Genomic DNA, 22,369 nt, shown 5'->3' with positions numbered 1-22,369 from the left:
GCCTATAGGATTTCCTCATCCTATTGATGAGAAAATAAGGAACACAATCCCATGCTCAAAAAAGCTTTCCCTCTCCTGTTGATGCCGGCGCTGGCAACAGCCATCGCCATCAATGTACATGCTGCCCCCGCCACGGAAGTGATGTCCAATCAGGACTGGTGGCCGAGTCGTATCGACCTGCAACCACTGCGTATGAATGCGGAAAAGTCCAATCCCATGGGCGAAGGCTTCGATTATGCGAAAGCCTTCAGTCAGCTGGATCTGGCGGCAGTCAAGAGCGACATCGAGACGGTTCTCACCACCTCACAGGACTGGTGGCCGGCAGATTATGGCCATTACGGGCCCTTCTTCATCCGCATGGCCTGGCACAGTGCCGGCACTTACCGTGTATACGACGGCCGGGGTGGTGCCGGTGGTGGCCAGCAGCGATTCGAGCCACTCAACAGCTGGCCCGATAACGTAAGTCTGGACAAGGCCCGCCGATTGCTGTGGCCGGTTAAGCAGAAATATGGCAACGCCATTTCCTGGGCGGATCTGATGGTACTGGCCGGTAATGTTGCCCTTGAATCCATGGGGTTTAAAACCTTCGGTTTTGCTGGTGGTCGCGAAGACGACTGGGAAGCGGACGTGGTCTACTGGGGTTCCGAGCGTGAATGGGTCGGTAACGACAAACGCTTCGATGGCGACAAGCTGGAAAAGCCACTTGCCGCGGATCACATGGGTCTTATTTATGTGAACCCGGAGGGCCCCAATGGCAATCCAGACCCGAAACTTGCGGCAGAGCGAATTCGCGACACCTTTGGGCGTATGGCCATGAGCGACGAAGAGACCGTAGCCCTGATCGCCGGTGGCCACACGTTCGGCAAGGCACATGGCGCGCATAAGCCGGAAGAGTGTGTGGGCGCCGCGCCGGGCGGCGCTGCGATTGAAGAGCAGGGCTTCGGCTGGGCAAACAAGTGTGGCAAAGGCCACTCGGAAGATACCATCACCTCCGGTTTGGAAGGTGCCTGGTCCGCAAACCCCATTGCCTGGTCTTCCCAGTTTCTGGACAACCTGTTCGGTTTCGAGTGGGTGAAAACCAGTAGCCCGGCAGGTGCAACGCAGTGGGAGCCGAAAAACGCCGAGCAGGTAAAGTTTGTCCCGGACGCGCATATTGAAGGCAAGCGTCACGCGCCGATGATGTTCACCACTGATTTGTCTCTGCGCTTTGACCCCGACTACCAGAAAATTGCGGAGCGCTTTCATAAGAATCCGGAAGAGTTTCAACTGGCGTTCGCCAAGGCGTGGTTCAAGCTGACCCACCGCGACCTCGGGCCACGCGCGCGCTATCTGGGTAGTGAGGTGCCCGCGGAAGTATTGATATGGCAGGACGCGATTCCGGAAGTAGACTACGAGCTGATCGATGATAAAGACATCGCAGCACTGAAGGGCAAAATCCTGAAGAGCGGTCTGACCGTGCCACAACTGGTGCGTACCGCCTGGGCTTCCGCCTCCACCTTCCGCGGTACTGATATGCGCGGTGGTGCTAACGGCGCGCGTGTACGTTTGCTTCCACAGCGTGACTGGGCCGTAAACAACCCGAAAGAGCTGGACCGAGTGCTGGACCGGCTGGAGAAAATCCAGAAGGACTTCAACCGGGAGGCCAAAGGCGGGGTACAGGTTTCTCTGGCGGATCTGATTGTTCTGGGCGGTGCGGCCGCGATCGAGCAGGGCGCGAAGAAGGCTGGTTATGACGTTATCGTGCCGTTCACACCGGGCCGCAACGATGCCACTCAGGCACAGACTGATGTGCAGTCCTTTGCGTTCCTTGAGCGCAAGGCTGATGGTTTTCGCAACTACTACAGCGAAGAGGCGCACATGATGCCGGTGGACATGCTGATCGACAGCGCCAACCTGCTGACGTTGAGTGTTCCGGAAATGACGGTGCTAGTGGGCGGAATGCGTACGCTGGGTGCCAACTATGACAACAGTACACACGGTGTGCTTACCGACAAGCCGGGAACTTTGAGCAACGATTTCTTTGTAAACCTACTGAGCATGGATACCAAGTGGTCCAGGTCCTTCAAGGAAGATGGCCTCTACCAAGGCGTGGATCGTAAGACCGGAGAAAAGAAGTGGACGGCCACTCCCGTCGACCTGATCTTCGGCTCCAACTCTGAACTGCGCGCGGTGGCGGAAATGTACGCCACTAACGACAATGGCGAAAAGTTTGTGAATGATTTCGTCAAGGCGTGGAGCAAAGTGATGACGCTGGATCGCTTCGATCTGCAGTAATCGGAGTGTGTACAGAGAGGATACATCGTTGCGAACGGCGTCGTGTCTGTGGATGTGATAAAAATGGGTGGCCCACGGCCGCCCAATTTCTATTTCGACGCGTCAGCCCAGATGTTTGTTGATAACGGATATCAGTTGTGGAAAGGCAACTGGTTTCGTCAGGTAGTCGTTCATACCTGCTTCAAGGGCCGCGCTTTGCTGATCGCTGAAGGCGGCGGCAGACAGGCCGATAATGGGAATGTGGCAAAGCTTTGGATTCCGGCGTATTTGCGTGGTCGCTTCGATGCCACTGAGTCCGGGCAGCTGCACATCCATTAAAATCATGTCCGGACACATTTCCTGTGCCATCAGGACCCCTTCGCGGCCATCGGCAACAAACGCGGCTTCAAGCCTGAGATCGTCGCAAAATGCCTGCATCAGTGTCTGGTTCAGTGCGTTGTCTTCGAAGATCAGGACGCGAATACCGTCTCGTATCTGAACCGTTTCCCGGTTGTTTTCTACCAGCGGATCTACACCCTTACCTTCTCGAAGCGGCAGTACAACTTTGAAACATGTACCGGCGTGTTCGTTGCTCTCCAGACTGATGGTTCCTCCAAGCAGTTCCACCAGGCTGCGAGTGATTGGCAGCCCCAGCCCCGAGCCTCGTGACCGCCCTCTCTGTGACTTGTCGACTTGTTCGAAGGGCTCAAAAATGATCGCCTGCTGGTCCGGTGCAATACCGATCCCTCGGTCCGAGATTTCGATCAAAAAACTGTCTCTTTCCTGCTTTTTCAGTCGAATGAAAATGGCCTCATTGACGGGAGAAAACTTGATGGCATTACCGATCAGGTTGATTAGTATCTGAGAAAGCTTGCCGCGATCAATGCGAATAAAATCGGGCAAGCGGGAATCTATGTCGCAGTTCATCCGCAGACGTTGGCGAATCGCCTGGGGTTCACAGGACGTCAGAATGCAGTCAATCAATCCGCTCAGCCGGACGTTCTCATCTATCGCTTCAATCTTGCCGGCCTCGATACGGGAAATATCCAGTACATCGTTAACCAGCTCAGCCAATTGCTGGCCGCTGATGGCGATTTTTTCCAGAAACTCCTGAAAGTCCTGCGGCAGTTCGAATCCGCGACTGCGGTAGTTCAGGACCTGGCTAAAACCGACTATCGCATTGAGTGGGGTGCGGATTTCGTGGCTCATGTTTGTCAGAAACCGCGTTTTGGAGCGGCTGTAAAACTCGGCATTTTCTTTGGCCTGAACCAGATCCCGCTCCAGAGTCTTACGTTCAGTAATATCCAGAATCACACCGATCAGCCCGCCGAGACGGCCATCTTCCAGTTCATACGCCGCTTTGTTGAACACGACATCGTGCAGGGTTCCGTCCGCATAAACCACTTGGGACTCATAAACCTGATGCCCTCGTTGGCGCATCAGTTCGATGTCCTTCTCGTGATAAATCCGCGCCTGTGGCCCGGGTGACACCCCGTAAACGGAGCGGCCGACAATTTCCGTACGGGATTTGCCCAGGAAAGCCTCGAATGCGCGATTACAGCCGGTATAAATACCCTCGGCATCTTTGTAGAAAACCGGGGCAGGAATGGCATCGATCAGGATTTGGAGAAACTGCAACTGGTCGGCGAGTGCCTGCTCGGTGGCTTTATGTTGGGCCAACTCCCGTTGTAACCGTTCGCTGAGATCTTCCTGGTGGACCAGCATGGCCGCCAGATGATTGCTGAGCCGTCGTTGTCGACGATACAGGAGGTAGCAGGCGAGTCCCACCAGCATGGTTGCCAGCGATATCCTCGCCGCCAGGCCGATCAATTGCGACTCCTGCGCGACCCACCGGGTGATTCCCCATTCACAGACGCCAAATACAGCCAGAACTACAAGGCTGCCAGAAAGAAAGCGGCGGTTTAGCGGTAATTGCGCCCCGTGTAAGAGATCCATGGCAAGGTCTGTAATGGCGTCGATATTCCATCACCCTAATCAAACACGGCGATCTCGGCAATCTTTCCGTAATCCATTGCCGTGGCTTCTGTGGCCGACAGCGAAAATCTGGTCACAGGGTTGGGGTAAGCACTTATTGCGTGCTGGTTATATGAGAGAGTTGCTTCTGCAAATGCACATAGCGATACCCTCCCCTAAAAATAATGATCTTCCATAATGATGGCGGCTCGATCCGCAACACATCTTCGTACCCTGCTCCTACCCCTGCATCCACAGCCAAAGAATGGTGCGTTACTCAGGCATGTTTAATCCATTGGGCAATGGCTTTGCCCTGCATTGTACGGCCGGACTGAAATAGGGCGGGAATTGGGACAGCTTTCGAGTGGACACCTGTTCACGGCTCTGCAACACGCCATCTATGAGGTAGTGAGTGCGGTGGAGGTCCTCACTCTGAGACGGTGTTTTCTAGTAACGAAATCGGGCTTGGGCGTCCAGGAGATAGTATCAGCTGCACTCGTCATTGAGGCCATTAAAAGGAATCGGGAGATCGTTTTGCTAAGTTGGGCACGCCTGGCGCCTGAGTTATGAGCAGCTTGCGCTGTGAAGAAATTCTTGGATGAAAATTAACCTCCTGTTGGAGATGGATGCAGCATGTTTAACAAAAAATTAAAATTAGTAAAATTTTATCGCAAATAATGAAAATTTGGGACGCATATCATGTTAATGGTGTATTTTATTCTGATGGCTTGAGTATTTGCTTTAATTTAAAGTTTTTCATCCTCTTTTATTTCTTCGAGGGCCGAAGTTGGGTCTAAAAGCACTGGCTGTAGCGGCTTACTTTGTAAGCTTTATGTAAGTTTATGTTTTTTAAGAGTTTTTTGTTAATTCTCAGCTCTAATTTTACGCGCCATGGCCGGTCGGGCGCACGGTATATCAGCCGGTATAAGCAATTAGCGACCACCTGACTATTGAGGAATAGACAGTTTTATCCGTTAAGTCTTATGTGTTGGGACTGTGACCGCTGGGGGGCGGTCATAGAAACCACTAACTAAATAAAACGACGAACTTTGGGGGGCTCATATGAGTTCTACACGTAATCTGCGCCACAACCTCGCTAGAAGCGCTCTGGCACTTGCCATTGGCACGGCTGCATTTGCTAGTGCTCCGGCTGTGTTTGCTGACGACACTACCGGTACCATTCGCGGTTCTGTTATTGGCGCTGAATCTAGCTCTGTTATCAAGTTGACAGATACCTCTCGTGGTATCACCAAAGAAATTAGTGCGTCTGCGGATGGTAGTTTCCGTTTTGGTAACCTGACTCCAGGTAAGTATCAATTGCAGGTTTTTGAAAACGGCGAGCTTATTGATACCCAGGATGCTGTTGTCGGCCTTGGTGGAACTACTACGATCTATCTGGGTGATAGCTCTGGGGTGGAAGAGGTACTGGTCACTGGTGAGCGTATTTCCCAGGTAGACGTGGGTATCGCTGAGTCTGGCATGGTATTGTCTGCTGACGAATTGATGGAGCTTCCTGTTGCTCGTGACCTGACCTCTGTGACTATGCTGGCTCCAAGTGTGAGCAAAGGGGACAGTGCATTCGGTAATAATGCCAGTTTCGCCGGTGCGTCCGTTGCAGAAAACGTAAGTTACGTTAATGGTCTAAACACCACTAACTTCCGCAATGGTTTGGGCTTTTCAGAAGTGCCCTTCGAGTTTTATGACAGCATTCAGGTTAAGACCGGCGGTTATTCGGCTAAATTCGGTCGTTCCACTGGTGGTGTAATGAACTCCACTACCAAAAGCGGGACTAACGAATTCAAGTTCGGGTCTAGCTTTTACTATGATCAGGATGTCTCCACTGCGCCAAATACCTTTTCCGCGGACAACGACCAAGACGAGTTCCAGCAGGATAACTACAACATCTACGCGTCCGGTCCGATCATTAAAGACAAATTGTTCTTTTATGCACTATATAACCACCAGAATGTCGAAGAAGAGTACTATGGCATCCTAAGCCCACGCGGCTACAAATCTCAGGAAGAAGCTGACTTCTGGGGTGTTAAGCTGGACGGCTATATCACCGAAAACCACCGTGTGGAGCTGACCGCTTTCAGTGATGAGCGCGATGAAATTGAAAGCGCTTATGTATACGACCACGAGACCGAAACCGTTGGCGATTATATTGGTGATACGACTTATGCCGAGGGTGGCTTAAACTGGATTGCTACTTACACCGGCAATCTGACCGACACCATGACTTTGTCTGTATCCTACGGAGAAAACGAAGCAAACCGCACAACCTCTCCAGATACTGCTGATATTCCTGTCGTTTATATTTCCAATGACCAATCACAGCTGAGTGCAACTGGTAATTGGGGTAACTTTACCGTGGAGACAGGTGAAGACAAGCGGCAGATGACTCGTGTGGATTTTTCTTGGGATCTGAATGATCACTTCATCGAAGTAGGGGTGGACAACGAGGTGAATACCTCTATAGCGGATACCATTAACTCCGGTGGTGTTTACTGGATGTTGGACCCATACGGCGTTTACAGTTGTGAGAAAACCTCAGTATGCCCGGATGGCCCGAACGTACGTAAGCGTATTTACATGTCGGGAGGTGAGTTCGAAACGGTATCCAACGCATTCTATATTCAGGACACGTGGGATCTTACTGATACCCTGACCCTGCAAGCTGGTCTGCGTAACGAAACTTTCGATAACAAGAATGCCGAAGGTGCCAGCTTCATCAAGGTGGAAGACCAGTGGGCGCCGCGCCTGTCCGTGGTTTGGGATCCGACCGGTGCAGGTAACCAGAAGGTTTTCGCCAATTGGGGTACCTATTACCTGCCGATTGCGTCCAATACCAATATTCGTATGTCCGGTGCGGAAACTTACATTCACGAGTTCTACGACTGGGACGGAAAATGTCAGAATGCTGACGCAACTCCCTGTAACGTAGGCACTACCGTGGTAGGTACTGAAATCTACAGCAATGGGGATGTACCAGATACTCGCAGTCTGGTAGATACCAACATCGAGCCAATGTACCAATCTGAGTTCATCCTTGGTTACGAGATTGCCACGGATGCCGGTTACATCCTAGGTGCCAAAGGTATCTACCGTAACCTGGAAACCTCTATTGAGGATGTGGCAATCGATGCTGCAGTAATCGATTATTACAACTCCACGGGCTCATGGGATGCGTCTAAAGTGGATGGCGATACGGTTGAAGACGTATTTACTGGCTTCCACCAGTATGTGCTGACCAACCCAGGCAATGACATGAACGTCTATATCCCGGAAATGGACGAGTTTGTGGCGCTGTCTGCCGACCAACTGCGTTATCCGGAAGCTAAGCGCCAGTACGGGGCGCTGGAGTTTACATTCAAGCGCCCGTTCGATGGCAAGTGGTCCATGGATGCCTCGTATACTTGGGGGCATAGCTGGGGTAACAACGAAGGTTACGTGCGCTCCGATAATGGGCAGGACGATGCTGGTCTGACCACCAACTTTGATCAGCCTGGACTGCTGGATGGTGGTTACGGAAATCTGCCGAACGACCGTCGCCACACCGTGAAGGCTTTTGGCACTTACGCCTTTGACATGGGACTTCGCATGGGTGCCAACTTCATGTGGCAGACCGGCCGCCCGCAGAACTGCTTCGGCGTTCACCCGAATGACGATTTCGCAGCAGCCTATGGTCAAGAGTCCTTCTACTGTGATGGAGAGTTGGTGCCGCGTGCGAGCATGGGTACAGGCGAGAACTACTGGAACTTGGATCTGAATGCTCAGTACCCGCTAGCGTTCGCCAACAACCAGAAACTGTTGTTGTCTCTGGATGTGTTCAATATCTTCGACAATGATACCGTAACCGAAGTAGATGAGCTGAGTGGCGAGACTTACGGCTTGCCGTTCCGGTATCAGGCCCCGCGTAGCATCCGTTTCGGTGTTCGTTACGACTTTAATTAAGCTAACTGAAATAAAAAATCCGATTGCTCAGTCCTGTGCTTGATCAATCGGAAAGCCTCTCTTACTTTGGCCAACCTCTTCGGGTTGGCTTTTTTTTCAAAAGCCAGAATAAAGAACGCCCGCAATATGCGGGCTCTGATTTTTGATTTGCTGATTAAAAATCAGGTTTTCAACTTCTTGTACTGCATCCTGTGCGGTGTAGCATTTTCACCATTGCGCTTCACGAAATCCTCGTGGTACTCGGTGTAGTTACCCTCAAAGAACACCACACTGCTGTCGCCCTCGTAGGCGAGGATGTGGGTCGCCACGCGGTCGAGGAACCAGCGGTCGTGCGAGATCACCATGGCGCAGCCGGGGAAGCTCAGCAGGGCTTCTTCCAGGGCGCGCAGGGTTTCGATGTCCAGGTCGTTGGACGGTTCGTCCAGCAGCAGCACGTTGGCGCCCTGTTTCAGGGTGTAGGCCAGGTGCAGGCGGCCGCGCTCACCACCGGAGAGTTCGCCCACGCGTTTCTGCTGGTCACTGCCCTTGAAGTTGAAGCGGCCGATATAGTTGCGCGATCCCACTTCGTAGTTGTTGATCTTCAGAATGTCGTGGCCGTCGGAAATGCATTCCCACACGGTTTTGTTGTTGTCGAGGTTTTCACGGCTCTGGTCGACGCTGGCGATCTGTACGGTTTCACCGATTTTGATTTCGCCGGAATCCGGTTGCTCTTTACCGTTGATCATCCGGAACAGCGTGGATTTACCCGCGCCGTTACCACCGACGATACCGACGATCGCGCCCTTGGGCACGCGGAACGACAGGTTGTCGATCAGCAGGCGATCGCCGAAGCCCTTGGATACGTTGTTAAATTCAATCACGTTGTCGCCAAGGCGCTCACCCGGCGGAATGTAGATTTCGTTGGTCTCGTTGCGGGCCTGGAATTCCTGGGACTGCATTTCTTCGAGACGGGCGAGGCGGGCCTTGCTCTTGGACTGGCGACCCTTCGGATTCTGGCGCGCCCACTCCAGTTCTTTTTGCATGGCCTTGGCGCGCGCCTGCTCACCGCGCTGCTCCTGCTCAAGGCGCTTCTCTTTCTGTTCCAGCCAGGTGGTGTAATTACCCTCCCAGGGAATGCCCTGACCACGGTCCAGCTCCAGAATCCAGCCGGCGACGTTGTCGAGGAAGTAGCGGTCGTGGGTGATCGCCACCACCGTGCCGTCGAAGTCGTGCAGGAAGCGTTCTAACCAATAGACGGATTCCGCGTCCAGATGGTTGGTCGGTTCATCCAACAGCAGCATGTCGGGGCGTGACAGCAGCAGGCGGCACAGGGCCACACGGCGCTTCTCACCACCGGACAGGTTGTTCACATCCGCATCCCACGGGGGCAGGCGCAGGGCGTCGGCGGCGACTTCGAGGCGGTGCTCGAGGTTATGGGCATCCCAGGCGTGGATGACGTCTTCAAATTTCTGCTGCTTCTTCGCCAGCGCATCGAAATCCGCGTCGGGCTCGGCGTAGTCGGCGTAGACCTGCTCCAGGCCGGCGAGGGCATCGATGGCCTCGCGCATACCGTCTTCCACGTTACCGCGCACATTCTTGGCGGGATCCAGCTGCGGCTCCTGCGGCAGGTAGCCGACATTGATACCGGGCATGGCGCGGGCCTCGCCGTTAAAGTCCTGATCCACGCCGGCCATGATGCGCAGCAGGGTGGACTTGCCGGCGCCGTTCAGGCCCAGTACGCCGATTTTGGCGCCGGGGAAGAAGGACAGGGAAATATCTTTCAGAATTTCGCGCTTGGGAGGAACAACCTTGCCCAGGCGGTGCATTGTATAGACGTATCCGCCCGATTGTCCAGGTTCGTTGTGTTTTGCCATCTACTATGGCCTCTTAGTTGCAGTTTTTTAGGAATTTAGGGCGAGCGTAATGACTCAAAACACACCATCCTAAAGTGTAAAGTTTCTCTTGACGCCTGCCGCCTTCCCACTATAGTGGAACTTGTAAAGTTTAGAGCTTAGAGTTTAAGGGGGGGGATAGGATGCTTCAAGTGATCGAAATACCACTGTACGAGCGCAGGCGTAAGTTGCTCGTTCGCGATGGAATGCCGCTCTACTACCCCAATCTTTGGATTACCGCGGAACAACTACAGAGTAAGGTAACCTCGCAAGCGAAATACTTGGCACACTTGGCGATGTTTCAGGATTTTCTTGATGCGTACAGCATCGACTTGGTTGCGCGCCTGCAATCTCGCCCACGTTCTGATTATCTCACTGATGAGGAGCTTTCCCAATTTGTTGCGGATGCGGGGCTGGCGAAATCAAGTCTGACCCAAAAGTACGCGGGCGCCCGCTTGTTACGTCCTGCGCATCAATACGTCAGCAGCAAGCACTTTGAGCAGCGTGTTGAAGTGGTGTGCAACTACATAGAGTTTCTGTATGACAAGGCGGGTGATCGTGATAGCAAGCATTCGGCAATTGACGATGTTAAAAATCGTCTGAAAAGAAAACTCAACGCGAATCGGCCCAGCTTTAAGCGGCGAAAGCTTCAGGATGCAGTAGGGCTGACTGATAGCCAGCGCAAACGAATTCGTGAGGTGATGCACCCTGAAGGCCCAGATAATCCCTTCTCTAGTGACGCACTGAAATTGCGTAACTACATCATCTTGGAGTTGGGGCTGACGATGGGGCTCAGGCGCTCAGAAATGCTTCTGCTGAAGGTGAGCGATATCTCCGCCTGGAATAGCAGGTTAAAGGTTGTTGACCTGGAAGACCCGAGAATCGACGCTCGAACGTCAGCGCCGCAATTCAAAACACACGAGCGTGAGATTCATATGCCTGATGAATTGGCGCGATCTATCGAGAACTACATGAGCAAATATCGTGAGCGTAAGGGCAAGGCGTCGGCAGCGCGCAAACACCCGTTTTTGTTGGTTTCTCATGGCAAAAGCGAGGGCGTCGCCTTGAGTGAAAACGGGCTTAACGAAGTTCTGGCGCGCGTAAAAACAGTGGCGCCAGAATTGAACGATGTGCACCCACATACTTTGCGGCACGACTGTGTTTACACCCTCTTGGCATCGATGAAAGAAGAGTTGGACATCTTGACGCCCGAGGACCGAAGCACGAAGGTTCAAAAGGTATTGACGTGGATGTTTGGCTGGAGTCCTGATTCAAAGATGCCTGAGCTGTATGGCGCGAAGTTCTGGCGCGAAGAGGCGGACAAAGCGATTCAGAGGCGTGCTAAACGATTCAGCATCAATGAGGCCGACCTATGAGCATCTCGGTAACGGCGCTTTGCAGTCCGACGCAGGAGTCGTTCAGCCAATGGATCTCCGAGCCCCGAGTTGCCAAGTGCGGGAAGCCATTCATCCCTGCGGAGGCTATGTGGCGGCCTGATCCGACCGCGCCCAGCGTGAACTGGCAAGCCGCTGTGGCTTGCGTTATGCCCGAGATGCAGACTTGGCTACAGGCGGCACTCGCGCTTTACATGTCTGAACGCGCTCAGGTCACAGTGGTTCTGCTTACTTACTGCCTATCTCGCGGAGCAAAGGACGGGCTGAACCCGCTGAATCAAAATGACTTAATCGGTCTGAGGGGGCGCTCTACTCCTAGTGAGTTTGCAGGCCTGGCAAGCTTCATCCGATTTTGGGCTGAATCGGATTTGGATTCCAAACCCAGCAGAGCCTTGGTGGAGGCGTATACCGATACACCCAGGAAAAAGCAGTCGTCAGGCGATGTCATTACGAGGCTCGATCCAGAAGAGGGCCCGCTGACAAGGGCCGAAGCTGATACGCTATACCAGTGGATTCATGAGCAGTTTAGTGCTGGAGAGTTAGCGTTCGAGCGTTTTCTCTATGTACTGTTGCTTCTGATTTACGGCCAGCGAGGTGTCCAGCAACGGATGTGGGTGTTTGACGACTTTTTTGTGGAAGACGGTAAGCACAAAATCCGCATATTTTATGCGAAGGAAAAAGATAGGGATGCTCAGTGGCGAGGCAAATCGGAGACTTTCAACCTAAGCAAGGAGCACTACAACCTCATTCAAGCCTACCGCAAGGTGACCCTTGAAACGCTCAAGAAGCAATATCCCGATTCAGCAGATTGGGATACGGCAATTGGCAATGTCCCAATCTTTACTCGGAAACGCGACCGCGATAAGAAACGCGGTTTCAACCTGCCTGTTCTGGTTGACCGACCGAATCATAAAGACCTGGAGGCGGCACCTAGCCCGGGGTTTCACATCGCTGCAGGAACAACAATAAAATGGCTGAAATCCATGCAGTCAATGGAGGGATTCCCCGTTTCACATCGCACTAAAGAACCCCTAATAATCAGCAAAGGACACCGCTTTCGCCACACGGTTGGTACCGATCTCGCTAACGAGGGGCGTACCGAGTATGAGATTGCCAGCGCGCTGCTACAAAAAGATGGCAGATCCACCCGAAAGTACCGTCAGGTGTCAGCCGACCTGATGAAGCTAATCGACGAGAAAATGAGCGACCACCTGGCGGTGGTGGTTAATGCCTTTACGGGGCGTATCGTCAGGGATCGGGGCGAGGCGATCAACGGTGAGCAAGCTGACCGCCAAATCGAGGATTTGGCCGTGTGTGGTTCCGACGCAATGTGCCACTTAGATGTGCCCTATTCGTGTTATTCCTGCCCGAAGTTTCAGCCGCTATTGGACGGAAACCATCGGGAAGCGTTGGAGCACCTGGAAGGGCGACGCGCGCAAGCCATATCGGAAGACAAGATCACGGGTGTATTGTGGGATCGAGCCATTCTGGCGTGCCGAAAGGTCATTTTGGATTGCAAGGCGCTTAAAGCTGGGGAGTCTGATGGGAAGGGCGAAGTGTGAGCAACATTGTAGATTTTAGTCCTAAATCACAGAAGGACGCACAAGTGAATTTGGCCGAGTTCATCCAGTGGGCAAAAACGATTATAAATCATGCCATTCAGGCCGGTCAGGTTTACGACACAATCGTTTGGGAGGCTAATAGCTGGCACGCACACGGCATTTCTGGCTCTGCCTTCACCGCATTGGGCTCCACTGGAAAAAAAACCATTGAAATGCAGGCGCAATTTGTTGATTTTGTGAAGGCGCTTGTGGTTCGAAGGAAGTGTTTTCAACTGCGCAAAAACGTCAATGCGATATTGGGCGCTGCGCGCGCGCTTGAGGCTGCCTTGGTTGAGCTTACCGACGGATGCGATGCGACGTTGATTTCGGCTGCGGTATGTAACCGCGCCTGTGATTTCCTTAACGAAACCTATGCTCCGAAAAACGCTTACATGACAAGCATTGGGCTAGGGCAGGTAGTCACGCTCATGCGGGAAAAGAGGCTCCTCAAAGAAGACTTTCGTTGGGTCTCCCCCGTTCGGAGGCCTAAGCGAGGCAGCTTAAAGCAACAGCAGAAAGATGCTGAGAAAAAGCTTCCCAGTAGGGAGTCTCTGACAGCACTGGGGACGATTTTCAACAACAAACAAACGAACCCTTTAGACATCGTTGTGACGTCTGCTTGCGTTTTGTTGTTAAGCGCGCCGAGTCGCGTCGGTGAGCTTTCCGATCTGCCTCACGACTGTGTGTTTCACAAGATCGGCGCAGACGGTAATGAGCGCATGTTCCTACACTGCTATGCCGAAAAGATGCAGAAGAGGATGCATAAGCCAGTAGTGCGGGGGATGGAGCCCGCAGTCGAGCGTGCATTGCGCTTGCTAGAGCCGATCTGTAAGGAGGCTCGAGAGTACGCGCAGTGGCTCGAAGATAACCCCAACCAATTTCCTAAACATGACGGCGTGCCAAGCAAAGAGTCCGATCAACCTTTAACCTATGCTGAGGTATGTCAGGCGCTTAAGATTGAACCTGGGAGGACTCCGCGAACCAGATTTAAGAATGACTTTCTGAAGAGGCTTAATAAGAAGCGCGATACTTTGAGCGAGAACGCTTGCGCGATTCTTGATCAAATCTTGCAGGGCTGGGATACGAGCAAGGGCAGGCGGAACTTCTCAGAAGGGCGCTTGGTCTCGCTAACCTTTAACGACACCCCAATCACATTAGGCATGCTCAACGTGCTGGTTCGTGATCGCTACCTGCCAAAGCATTTTCCGTACACGACGCCTTACGAAGACGGCAAGGAGCGCATCAAGTTCAGCAAAGCTTTGTTCACCGTTCGTATAGGGGCGCTTGTGAGCAGGAGTGCGGTCTGCAAGGCAAAAGATTTTGGTGTGGAGATCGCTGCGAACCAGTCGCGCATGGCTGCACAGCTTGGGGGTCGTGGCAGTGCCGAAGGCATCTTCGAGCGCCACGGATATGGTGAGATCTCGGTAAATTCACATGCGTTTCGCCATGAGCTGAACACACAGATGCACCGTGCCGGGCTGAGTCAGTTTTTGATCGACGCTTTTTCAGGGCGCACCAGCATGGGCTCGGTCTACAACCATGAGACGATCGAAGAGAAGACCCAGCGGGTCGCTCAGTTCCACCCTGGTACTAAGACCAGCAATACTGAGCTGCTGGAGAAAATCACAACCAACGAGCCACTTAAGCTAAGTGACGTCATCGAACTGCAAGGCGATTCAGACAGATTAATTCACAAGACTCACCTTGGGCTATGTGCGCACTCCTTTGCAATGTCTCCTTGTCCAAAAATGGGCGCTTGTCTTACCTGCGGTTTATTGGGCTGTGTAAAAGGGGATGATGTGAAATTGTCGAACCTCAAGCGAGAGCGAGAGGCGATAAACAAGTCCCACCAAAAGGCCGAAAAAGCGAAATCAGAGGGGGCTCTGGGGGCCGAAATTTGGATCAAGAAGTCTGCGGAAGACCTGGCTAAATGTGATGCGCTCATTGCGTTGCTGGAAAGCCCTGAGCTTGAGGACGGCTCTATTGTATGGAACCGAGACAATGGCTGGAATCTGACCAATAATGCTGCCGTTATGGCAGGCCTGATAGAGGTCGAAACAATCGAGGCTGAGAAAAAATCTACAGCCTTGCCGTCGCTCGATGAATTGATTGCACTTAACAACCGGTTTGGGAATTAACAGTGGGGCACCTAACTGACAAAGACGTGGTTAAAATCATCAAAATTATCAACAACTGGTCCGACTCTAAGCTCACTTGGCCGTCGCTAGTGGAAGCCTGCAAGATCAAGCTAAGTATCAGCCGCACTCGTCAGGCGCTGGCCGCAGTTCCTGCTATTAATATGGCTTACAAAGACCGAAAGGCAGCGCTGAGAAAATCGACTCAAAAGGCGGATTGGATCAAAGATATACATAAGGCAAACGAACAGATTGAGGCGCTGTCAAAAGCCCTGCAACAGCTACAAGCGGTGAACCAACAGCTCCTGCAACGTTTTGTGATTTGGCAGGCCAATGCGGATATGCACGGGGTGTCGCTGGAAAAGTTAGAGCAACCCGTTTCATCGCTTAGGTAGCAATCGGGATGGTTCAGCAGCGAGGATCGACTAGAAATTCTGTGTCCGTTAAAGCGGGGGGAAGATCACTCAGAGTTCAGTGGCCAAAAAGAGTCGACCACTACACCTGGGCGCATTAGCTCTTCTTTCTTCTACTTTTTGTTAGGGCCTCTATCAAAACATCGACCCCCTCATGGGGGTCTGCCTGTAGCACCAGGCAATACTCTACAAATTCCGCGATGTCAATCCGCTTCCGCTCCTGTTCAATCTTTCCAATGATCGAGTGATGTCGGCCTACGAGGTCAGCTGCTGCGCGGATAGACAAACCCCGCTCCTCCCGTTGCTGTTTAAGCCATTCGCGGAGCTTCTCGTGTTCGTATGAGTAGTGGGTTCGCTTCATTGTCTCGATGTTAGAGACGAAGTACAATGGCGCGAAATTCGAGACACGTAGATGTATTATGAAAGCCTTGAAGGTAAAGCCCGAGATTGTCTCCCTGCTACGTTCGGGGAGATTTGAGACCTTTTCTGTACCCCGGTTCAGGGATGCATATCAAGAGCTGGTTGGCGATACCTCCAAGCCAAAGAAAGTAGTCAGTCAGCTAGTGAAGCGACACCTACGTAAGCTTGAAGAGTGCGGAGCTGTCGAGCGGATCAATACTGGCCAGCCTCATCCGATCGAGTACTGTATAAAAGATCATTCGCGATTGGAGTCGCTGACGAATACTTGTACTGGCACAAATGGTGCCCCGATAGCGAGGGCAGAGTCATTATCTGCTGAGGTAGTGCGTACCCTCAGACAAAAGCTGAACAAATATCGTACAGATATGCTGTCTGCAACGGGTGCTCTCGAGGAATATGAGGCTATTGTCCAAGCAGAGCCGATCCTGAAATCTAGGATTCAGGGACAGTATGACCAGACCCGAGAGGAATACGCTAAAACTCTTGGGAAAGTGAGAGTTTTAGAGTCTCTGATAGACCTCAACCCGGCCCCTTAATCACTATGAACCTACGACGTTGGCAGTCCGAGAGTATCTCTCGGGCGTTTGGATCGTATTGCTCAGGCTTTCGCCACTTCATGTGTTTGGCTACACCTGGGGCTGGAAAGACTGTAATGGCATCCGTTCTCGCTAAACGGCTGTTTGACGCTGGGATGATCGACATGGTGCTGTGTTTTTCGCCTGCGATTGTGGTAGCGGAAGATTTTCGTCGAGAGCTTGAGGCCAGTACTGGCAGGAGTTTGAGTGGACGTATTGGTGCTGGCGGTTGCTCTCTGACTTATCAAGCGATGAGCTCTTTGGATACTTCTTTTTGGGATATCCTAGACAGCTATCGAGTTTTCGTGATCTTCGATGAAATCCATCACTGCGCAGCCGACCAGGAAGGAAAGAGTAATAGCTGGGGAGAAACTATTCACCGCAATATCCGTGGCAGAGCTCTGTATTCACTTGCTTTGACGGGTACTCCATGGAGGTCGGATAACATTCCTATTGTATTGGCGGATTACTGTAAAGCGTCGGGCAAGGTACATTGCGACTATCGTTATGGTTTGGCTGAAGCAATCTATGATAGCGTTTGTAGGGAACCGAGAATTATCGCGGTCGATAACTCTAAAATATGTGTTACAGATGGCCCTGATTCCCATTGCTATTCCTCTTTTTCTGAGTTGCTATCGGACTCAGACTGTAGTTACCAGAATCTTCTTGATAACGAAACGCTAATCTCTGAAATGCTTCGTAGAGCGGCCGACAGACTGGAAAGGTTGCGAATTAAATCTCCTAATTCTGGGGGGCTTATCGTTGCAACTTCCGTTAGTCACGCGCGAAAAATCGCTCACTTGCTGCGTAGAGAGCTCAATGTGACAGCGGAGATCGCAACGTATGTCGATAATAATCCGTTAGCGACTATTCGTAATTTCCGTAATAGCAGCAATAAGTGGATCATCTCTGTCGGCATGATCAGCGAAGGCACGAACCTACCACGTCTGAAAGTATGTTGCTATTTAACTCGTGTAAAAACGGAGCTATATTTTCGCCAAGTACTTGGGCGGATTCTTCGCGCTACAGAGGAATCAGGTGAAAAAGGCTATCTTTTTATGCCTGCCGAGCCGACTTTAGTCGAATACGCTCGGAGGGTATCTGAGGATATTCCAGAATCAAATATTCTAACGTTTAGTTCCATTTGCTCGAACAGCCAGGGAAGCTATGTTTCGAACTCATCTCACTATGATCTAGATGGGACAGGATGTGATAAGCGGTCGGAAGCAGAAATTTCTATTAATTCTGATGATGAGCTGGTTGGATCCTTAAGGACAAGCAATTCCTTGGTGACACTGGCTCAATCATATGAGGCAAGTATCGATGTTTCCGGAAGCTTCACTCAGAAGCTGGTAGAGATAAGTAATAGTGGCTTTGGATCCAGTGCAACGTTATCTGCTGAGCTATTGTCCCTTCCATTAGGGCATTCATTGTGCTAGGAAAATCTTTGCGTTGTGTTCTAGTGGCTGAAAACGCTGCAGGTTGATGGGCGCTCGGTTTGTTTTCTTGGATTTCGATGGTGTCGTACATCCGGCGGGCCAGGTGGTGCCTCTCCGCTGGATTCAGGTCAAGCCATTAATTGGAGTGCAGTTTTTCCTCCCGGGGCCGGTGGCACAGCTTCGTACGCTTTGTCGACAGACCGGTGCCCGGATTGTAGTTACTTCAACTTGGCGCCTTGAATTTCCGATCTCGGTATTTCAACCGATATTTGGTGACTTGATAGTAGGCTGTACTCCACTCGTGCGTCGGATACCGGCTGGCATGCCAATGCGTTGGATGGAAATTCAGGCATTCTTAGCAGACCAGGATAAGCCATTGAGATATGTGATCATCGATGATCAGACCGGCCTTTTCCCTGTGGACCACCCTCGAACTGTTATTACCGACCCGCGCTCCGGTTTCCTCGAGGGAGATTTCGAGTTGGCTCTGTCCATACTCGGCGGTTGAAGAGGTGAGGCGTTCATAGAGGCTGTGGGTCTATTGTTGGGCATGGGCGACACGAAACAGGGGGCTGGTGGATGAGCAGCCGGATTGTGGGTATCGCCTATGCCTATGAGTGCTGCGCACTTTCGCGGTTGCAGAAGGTCAAGATGCGTTTTACCGAGCCCCCGACAAGGAATTAATCGCATGAGTAGAGTACAGCCCACCGAAGCAGCTTTTGAATTGCCGCAAAGCCCGGACTGACAAAGCGGTAGTTGGAAAGTCTGTCACTACTCGAGGCCTCTGAGGTGACTGCTGTTTCCAGATCGCTTGAGCGTAACCCCGAAGGTCACCTATGCACGCCTGAAGGGAAATCCTTTTTGCTGGGTATCGGGTCGCACCGGCAGAGGATAGGGGGGCTCTGGTCTCTAGATACGCTGAGGAAAGTGCAGACCTGGAGCGGTAGGTGCGCCGCTGCAGAGCGACCTAGGTGCTATCTGTCGCGTAGTCGAGGATAAGATCAAGCACATTATCGAACTGGAGACCGATCTTCACCGCAAAGCTGTCATGTCGCGGGAAGAGCGGGAACGGGCACTCTCGGAGCGACTGAACAAAGAAGTGTTTACGGTGAAGAGCGCCCTGTTCGGGCCGCGCAGTATCATTTAGCAGATCTTGGCTTGGGAGGCCCCCGGGACCCGTGCCACGCCTGTGCCTAGGTAATTGCCCACTTGCGAATCGCCCTTGATGAAATCCAGAGCGATTACCAGTTGCAACCGGTCGATCTTGATATCGACGATTCCTGGATGCAAACGGCAGAGTAATGCGAATGGCATTTTCGGTGGACGAGTTTTGGTATTTGGCTGTGGTTGCGGAGAAACTGCTTGCTCTCCCGCGCGGTCAGCGCAGTGCCCTGATTCAGCGCATCGCCACGTTTGTTGGCTGCTCCAAAGATTGTGTATATCGCGGCCTGAAAAGGTCGGTTGGACCTCCGGCCGCAAGCGGCGTGTTGATTCCGGCAAGAGCTGGGTATCCCTAGAGAATACAAAGGTGGTATCCACCTTTATAGTGGAGCGCGCCCGCACCAACGGCAAGCGCCTGCTTTCGGCACAAGCGGCTCTGGAGATCGCTTGGGGAAAGGGGATGGTCCGTGCCGGTACACCGCTCGGGGCCTATTTGCATATCATGCGTCAGAACGGCGTCCACTCTGACCAGATCAGTCGGCCAGCCTCTCATACAATAATGCGCAGTCGGTATCCCAATCACGTGTGGCAGTTCGACGTTTCTGTTTGCGTCCTGGCAGTAATGGACGAAAAAGGCATCGACAAGAACAAGTCGCAAAACATCGCCTGCGTTGCCAACCAGCAGGTGCTACTCTATTTGGTCTCAGACCACTACTCCGGCGCCTTCAACGTCCACTACTACCAGGTAGCGGGCGAAGATCAACAGACCCTGTTCAACTTCCTGATGGAAGCCTTCTCTGAGCGCTCTCATGAGCAGGGCCCTTTCCGTGGCATGCCGCAGATGACCTGCGATGAGAGTGCTTTTACGTGGATACCCCGGTTTTCGGCGAAAGCTTCGCCGCCCCACCCGACACTGATACAGACCGTCACCACAAGCAGATGGCTAGAAATACACGGAGCAGAAATGCTCAAAAACGTGGACCGAGCCCGTGTCCGGCGCGAGCCCGCATTCGGTGGCAAGGTAAACCCGTTTGATTACCTGTAGGACAAGGCCCTCAGCACCTAAGAAGAAGTGATCACCGTGGTATTCGAGCCTGATGATGAGGGGCAGTGCCAGTCGCGCTCAATCCGCCAAGACAGCGCGCGGGTACCACCGCCGCTCCGATAGCCGATCAACAAATCCAACTACCGGAGGCCGTGAACTATCACAGACCGCCCACAAGCTTTTGGACTGTTCCGCAATCCATTTCAGGACGATGTCCAAAGCCCAGAAGATATATTCCTGCCCCAGACCAATATTATATCCGTGAGTACATGCTCAGCACCGCCAGCACGGATGCCATGCAACGGCGTCTGACTCAGCGTAGCTCCGATAATGCCGTATCCACTTGTGCTCAACAGCTTAGTTATCAAGAGCCTGAATCTCGCTGCGAACCTGGGTATGAGAAGAGTGGGTGCCGACGTAATTACAGAGATCTAACTTTGTCAGTATGTCCCAAGTATTTATGCACGCATTTCTTTTGTCCGGACTCGGCCCCATAGCACCTGTTACATGAACAGCGCAGCTTGCAAGAAAATTCTGAAAGGATGTCTTTGGCAGTGCTATTGGCAAGCCATCTAATTATCATATAGATGTATAATATTGTGAATGCTCCGCAATGTTCTATTTTCATAATACTCCTTTCCTGCCGCACTCTGACCGTGCGGCTTTTTTTTAGAGCTGTCCTTGCGATGCCTGATATCTGATTTTGCGTTTATAGCTACAAATTTTTCCGATGGAAAAGTCAGCGAATGTCCTGTTCATGCTAAACGGCTTTTCGAAAATAGGAGCGTTATGAAATGATGGATCTCAAAATTTAAAGGAGTTAAGGGCTTAATGATGAAGTTAAGAAATATTGCTGGGCTCTGTTCTCTTGGAGTGGCTTTGATCAGTGGCTGTGTTGGTGTGGATGTCAAGAATCCGGCCGCGACTCTGTTGGCTGGAGAAATGGATACTGTTTGTGGTAAGAAGTGGGAATTGAATCAGCTCACGGCCAATGGTCATGTCATTGGTATTGAGGAAATGGGTCGCTTCACCTTTCGCTGTAATCGTGATGGAGAGGTACTGGGCAACAGTGGCATTAATCAATACCGTGGTTCCATGCGAATCATTGATGGCGGTCAACTGCTATGGGATCGCTCCCGCTTTGCGTCCACGAAAATGGCCGGACCAGAAGCGCTAATGGAGCAGGAAAATAATTACTTGCTTGCATTGGCCAGCAGTACAGAAGCCTTTGTCCGGGCCGGGGAGCCATACCTGATATTGCGCGACCCTTCTGGAGAATTCCATATCGAGTACGTCGAGCTTCTTCGTTGAGAAAGTCTTATTTTTGTCTGGGGGTTTTCTTAATTTTTGAGGCATGTATAGATATACGCGAAATGTTTAGTTTATAGTGCCTCCGCGCTCATGCTTCAGTCTCCCCAATGTCATGAAGCCGAGCCTTTTCCCATACAGACCATGCTTGTTGGCCGCTCTATCCGCGGCCTTTTTTTCCTGCTCATGAGCCTGCGGGTGTAGGGGTGGAGCCTATTGTCAGTTGGCATAGTTCTGGGTGGGCCGTGGGCGCATCGCATTAATGCCGAAGCATTCTTCGTTTCCTCTATATCATCTGCGGGAAAGGGTCGCGATGTTTCCGCACGAGCAATGCTCTGTCGGCTGGGTCTTGATTGGCGCTAAATTAAAGATGATTCCTACGCGCGTGCTCTGTATTCAGTGCGCGTATAGCGTTAGTTTTCGATTTGAGCTCTGTGCTTACTTAAAGACTCGAGATTTCACTGAAGCAGATCTAAATATGTAGGCTGCTCAGTTGTAGATTTCTGCTTCCAGATTGATAGGGGATACTCTGGTGAGTTCCTAATTGTGTGAGAAGGCAGGTGCGGATTGCCATAAGATTTTTCACGGTAAGGAGTGATTTATGACCGCCTCACTCGATACGATGTCCGGTGACTTCTTCCGTCTCTAAACTATTTTGTCGTCGAGTCACAGGGCGGTAGACGGATAGGTTCGATTGTGAAGTTCTAATTCTTCCTCGCTTTTCTCATGCATTAATTCTTATTTCCCTTCTAATTTGGTTCCTCGCCACATTGCCACATTTATGTGGCGAACCACTAGTTCCTGCTCGCGTAAGGAAACAGTCGCA

General features: G+C 52.0%; 13 protein-coding genes. 10 read left to right on the top strand and 3 right to left on the bottom strand.

Annotated features, from left to right (window positions below; all coding sequences use genetic code 11):
- Positions 1 to 51 precede the first annotated feature (51 nt).
- Positions 52 to 2,274 carry a catalase/peroxidase HPI gene (gene katG, locus C3938_RS05130; RefSeq protein WP_105102129.1) on the top strand — a complete coding sequence of 741 codons (2,223 nt, stop codon included), beginning with the start codon at positions 52 to 54 and terminating at the stop codon, positions 2,272 to 2,274.
- Between the two features lie 102 nt (positions 2,275 to 2,376).
- Here katG and C3938_RS05125 read toward each other — a convergent pair whose 3' ends face one another.
- Positions 2,377 to 4,209: an ATP-binding protein gene (locus C3938_RS05125; protein ID WP_105102128.1), complete on the bottom strand. Its 1,833-nt coding sequence runs from the start codon at positions 4,207 to 4,209 to the stop codon at positions 2,377 to 2,379.
- Between the two features lie 1,080 nt (positions 4,210 to 5,289).
- Between C3938_RS05125 and C3938_RS05115 the strand changes: the two genes are divergently transcribed.
- Positions 5,290 to 8,181 (top strand): TonB-dependent receptor, encoded by a 2,892-nt coding sequence (locus C3938_RS05115; RefSeq protein WP_105102126.1) that lies wholly within the window; start codon positions 5,290 to 5,292, stop codon positions 8,179 to 8,181.
- A gap of 161 nt (positions 8,182 to 8,342) precedes the next feature.
- On the opposite strand, the gene ettA is transcribed toward C3938_RS05115, so the two are convergent.
- Complete coding sequence (gene ettA / locus C3938_RS05110; RefSeq protein ID WP_105102125.1) at positions 8,343 to 10,034, bottom strand: energy-dependent translational throttle protein EttA; 1,692 nt, start codon at positions 10,032 to 10,034, stop codon at positions 8,343 to 8,345.
- A gap of 161 nt (positions 10,035 to 10,195) precedes the next feature.
- Between ettA and C3938_RS05105 the strand changes: the two genes are divergently transcribed.
- From C3938_RS05105 to C3938_RS05090, 4 genes are all read left to right on the top strand, one after another.
- Positions 10,196 to 11,428: a site-specific integrase gene (locus tag C3938_RS05105; RefSeq protein WP_105102124.1), complete on the top strand. Its 1,233-nt coding sequence runs from the start codon at positions 10,196 to 10,198 to the stop codon at positions 11,426 to 11,428.
- A gap of 167 nt (positions 11,429 to 11,595) precedes the next feature.
- Positions 11,596 to 13,008: a hypothetical protein gene (locus tag C3938_RS05100; protein WP_199775492.1), complete on the top strand. Its 1,413-nt coding sequence runs from the start codon at positions 11,596 to 11,598 to the stop codon at positions 13,006 to 13,008.
- On the top strand, positions 13,005 to 15,185 hold the full coding sequence (locus C3938_RS05095; protein ID WP_105102122.1) for a hypothetical protein: 2,181 nt from the start codon (positions 13,005 to 13,007) through the stop codon (positions 15,183 to 15,185). The genes C3938_RS05100 and C3938_RS05095 overlap by 4 nt, the downstream gene beginning before the upstream one ends.
- 2 nt (positions 15,186 to 15,187) lie before the next feature.
- Complete coding sequence (locus C3938_RS05090; protein WP_105102121.1) at positions 15,188 to 15,577, top strand: hypothetical protein; 390 nt, start codon at positions 15,188 to 15,190, stop codon at positions 15,575 to 15,577.
- Positions 15,578 to 15,692: 115 nt separating this feature from the next.
- Here the strand turns inward: C3938_RS05090 and C3938_RS05085 are convergent, their stop codons facing one another.
- Entirely contained in the window at positions 15,693 to 15,956 is a 264-nt protein-coding gene (locus C3938_RS05085) for a helix-turn-helix domain-containing protein (RefSeq protein WP_158681576.1), read from the bottom strand.
- 600 nt (positions 15,957 to 16,556) lie between these two features.
- Here C3938_RS05085 and C3938_RS05075 point away from each other — a divergent pair.
- The 4 genes from C3938_RS05075 (at position 16,557) to C3938_RS05060 (ending at position 21,546) form a co-directional block, all read left to right on the top strand.
- On the top strand, positions 16,557 to 18,029 hold the full coding sequence (locus C3938_RS05075) for a DEAD/DEAH box helicase (RefSeq protein ID WP_105102118.1): 1,473 nt from the start codon (positions 16,557 to 16,559) through the stop codon (positions 18,027 to 18,029).
- A 46-nt stretch (positions 18,030 to 18,075) separates the two neighbouring features.
- On the top strand, positions 18,076 to 18,537 hold the full coding sequence (locus C3938_RS18380; RefSeq protein WP_105102117.1) for an HAD domain-containing protein: 462 nt from the start codon (positions 18,076 to 18,078) through the stop codon (positions 18,535 to 18,537).
- A 1,020-nt stretch (positions 18,538 to 19,557) separates the two neighbouring features.
- On the top strand, positions 19,558 to 20,235 hold the full coding sequence (locus C3938_RS05065; RefSeq protein WP_105102116.1) for a hypothetical protein: 678 nt from the start codon (positions 19,558 to 19,560) through the stop codon (positions 20,233 to 20,235).
- A gap of 831 nt (positions 20,236 to 21,066) precedes the next feature.
- A complete protein-coding gene (locus C3938_RS05060) occupies positions 21,067 to 21,546 on the top strand; it encodes an META domain-containing protein (protein ID WP_105102083.1) in 480 nt (159 codons plus the stop codon).
- The last annotated feature ends 823 nt before the right edge of the window (positions 21,547 to 22,369 follow it).

It is taken from the genome of Microbulbifer pacificus (assembly GCF_002959965.1).
Taxonomy (GTDB): domain Bacteria; phylum Pseudomonadota; class Gammaproteobacteria; order Pseudomonadales; family Cellvibrionaceae; genus Microbulbifer; species Microbulbifer pacificus_A.
This window is presented reverse-complemented; position numbering and strand designations above follow the sequence as displayed.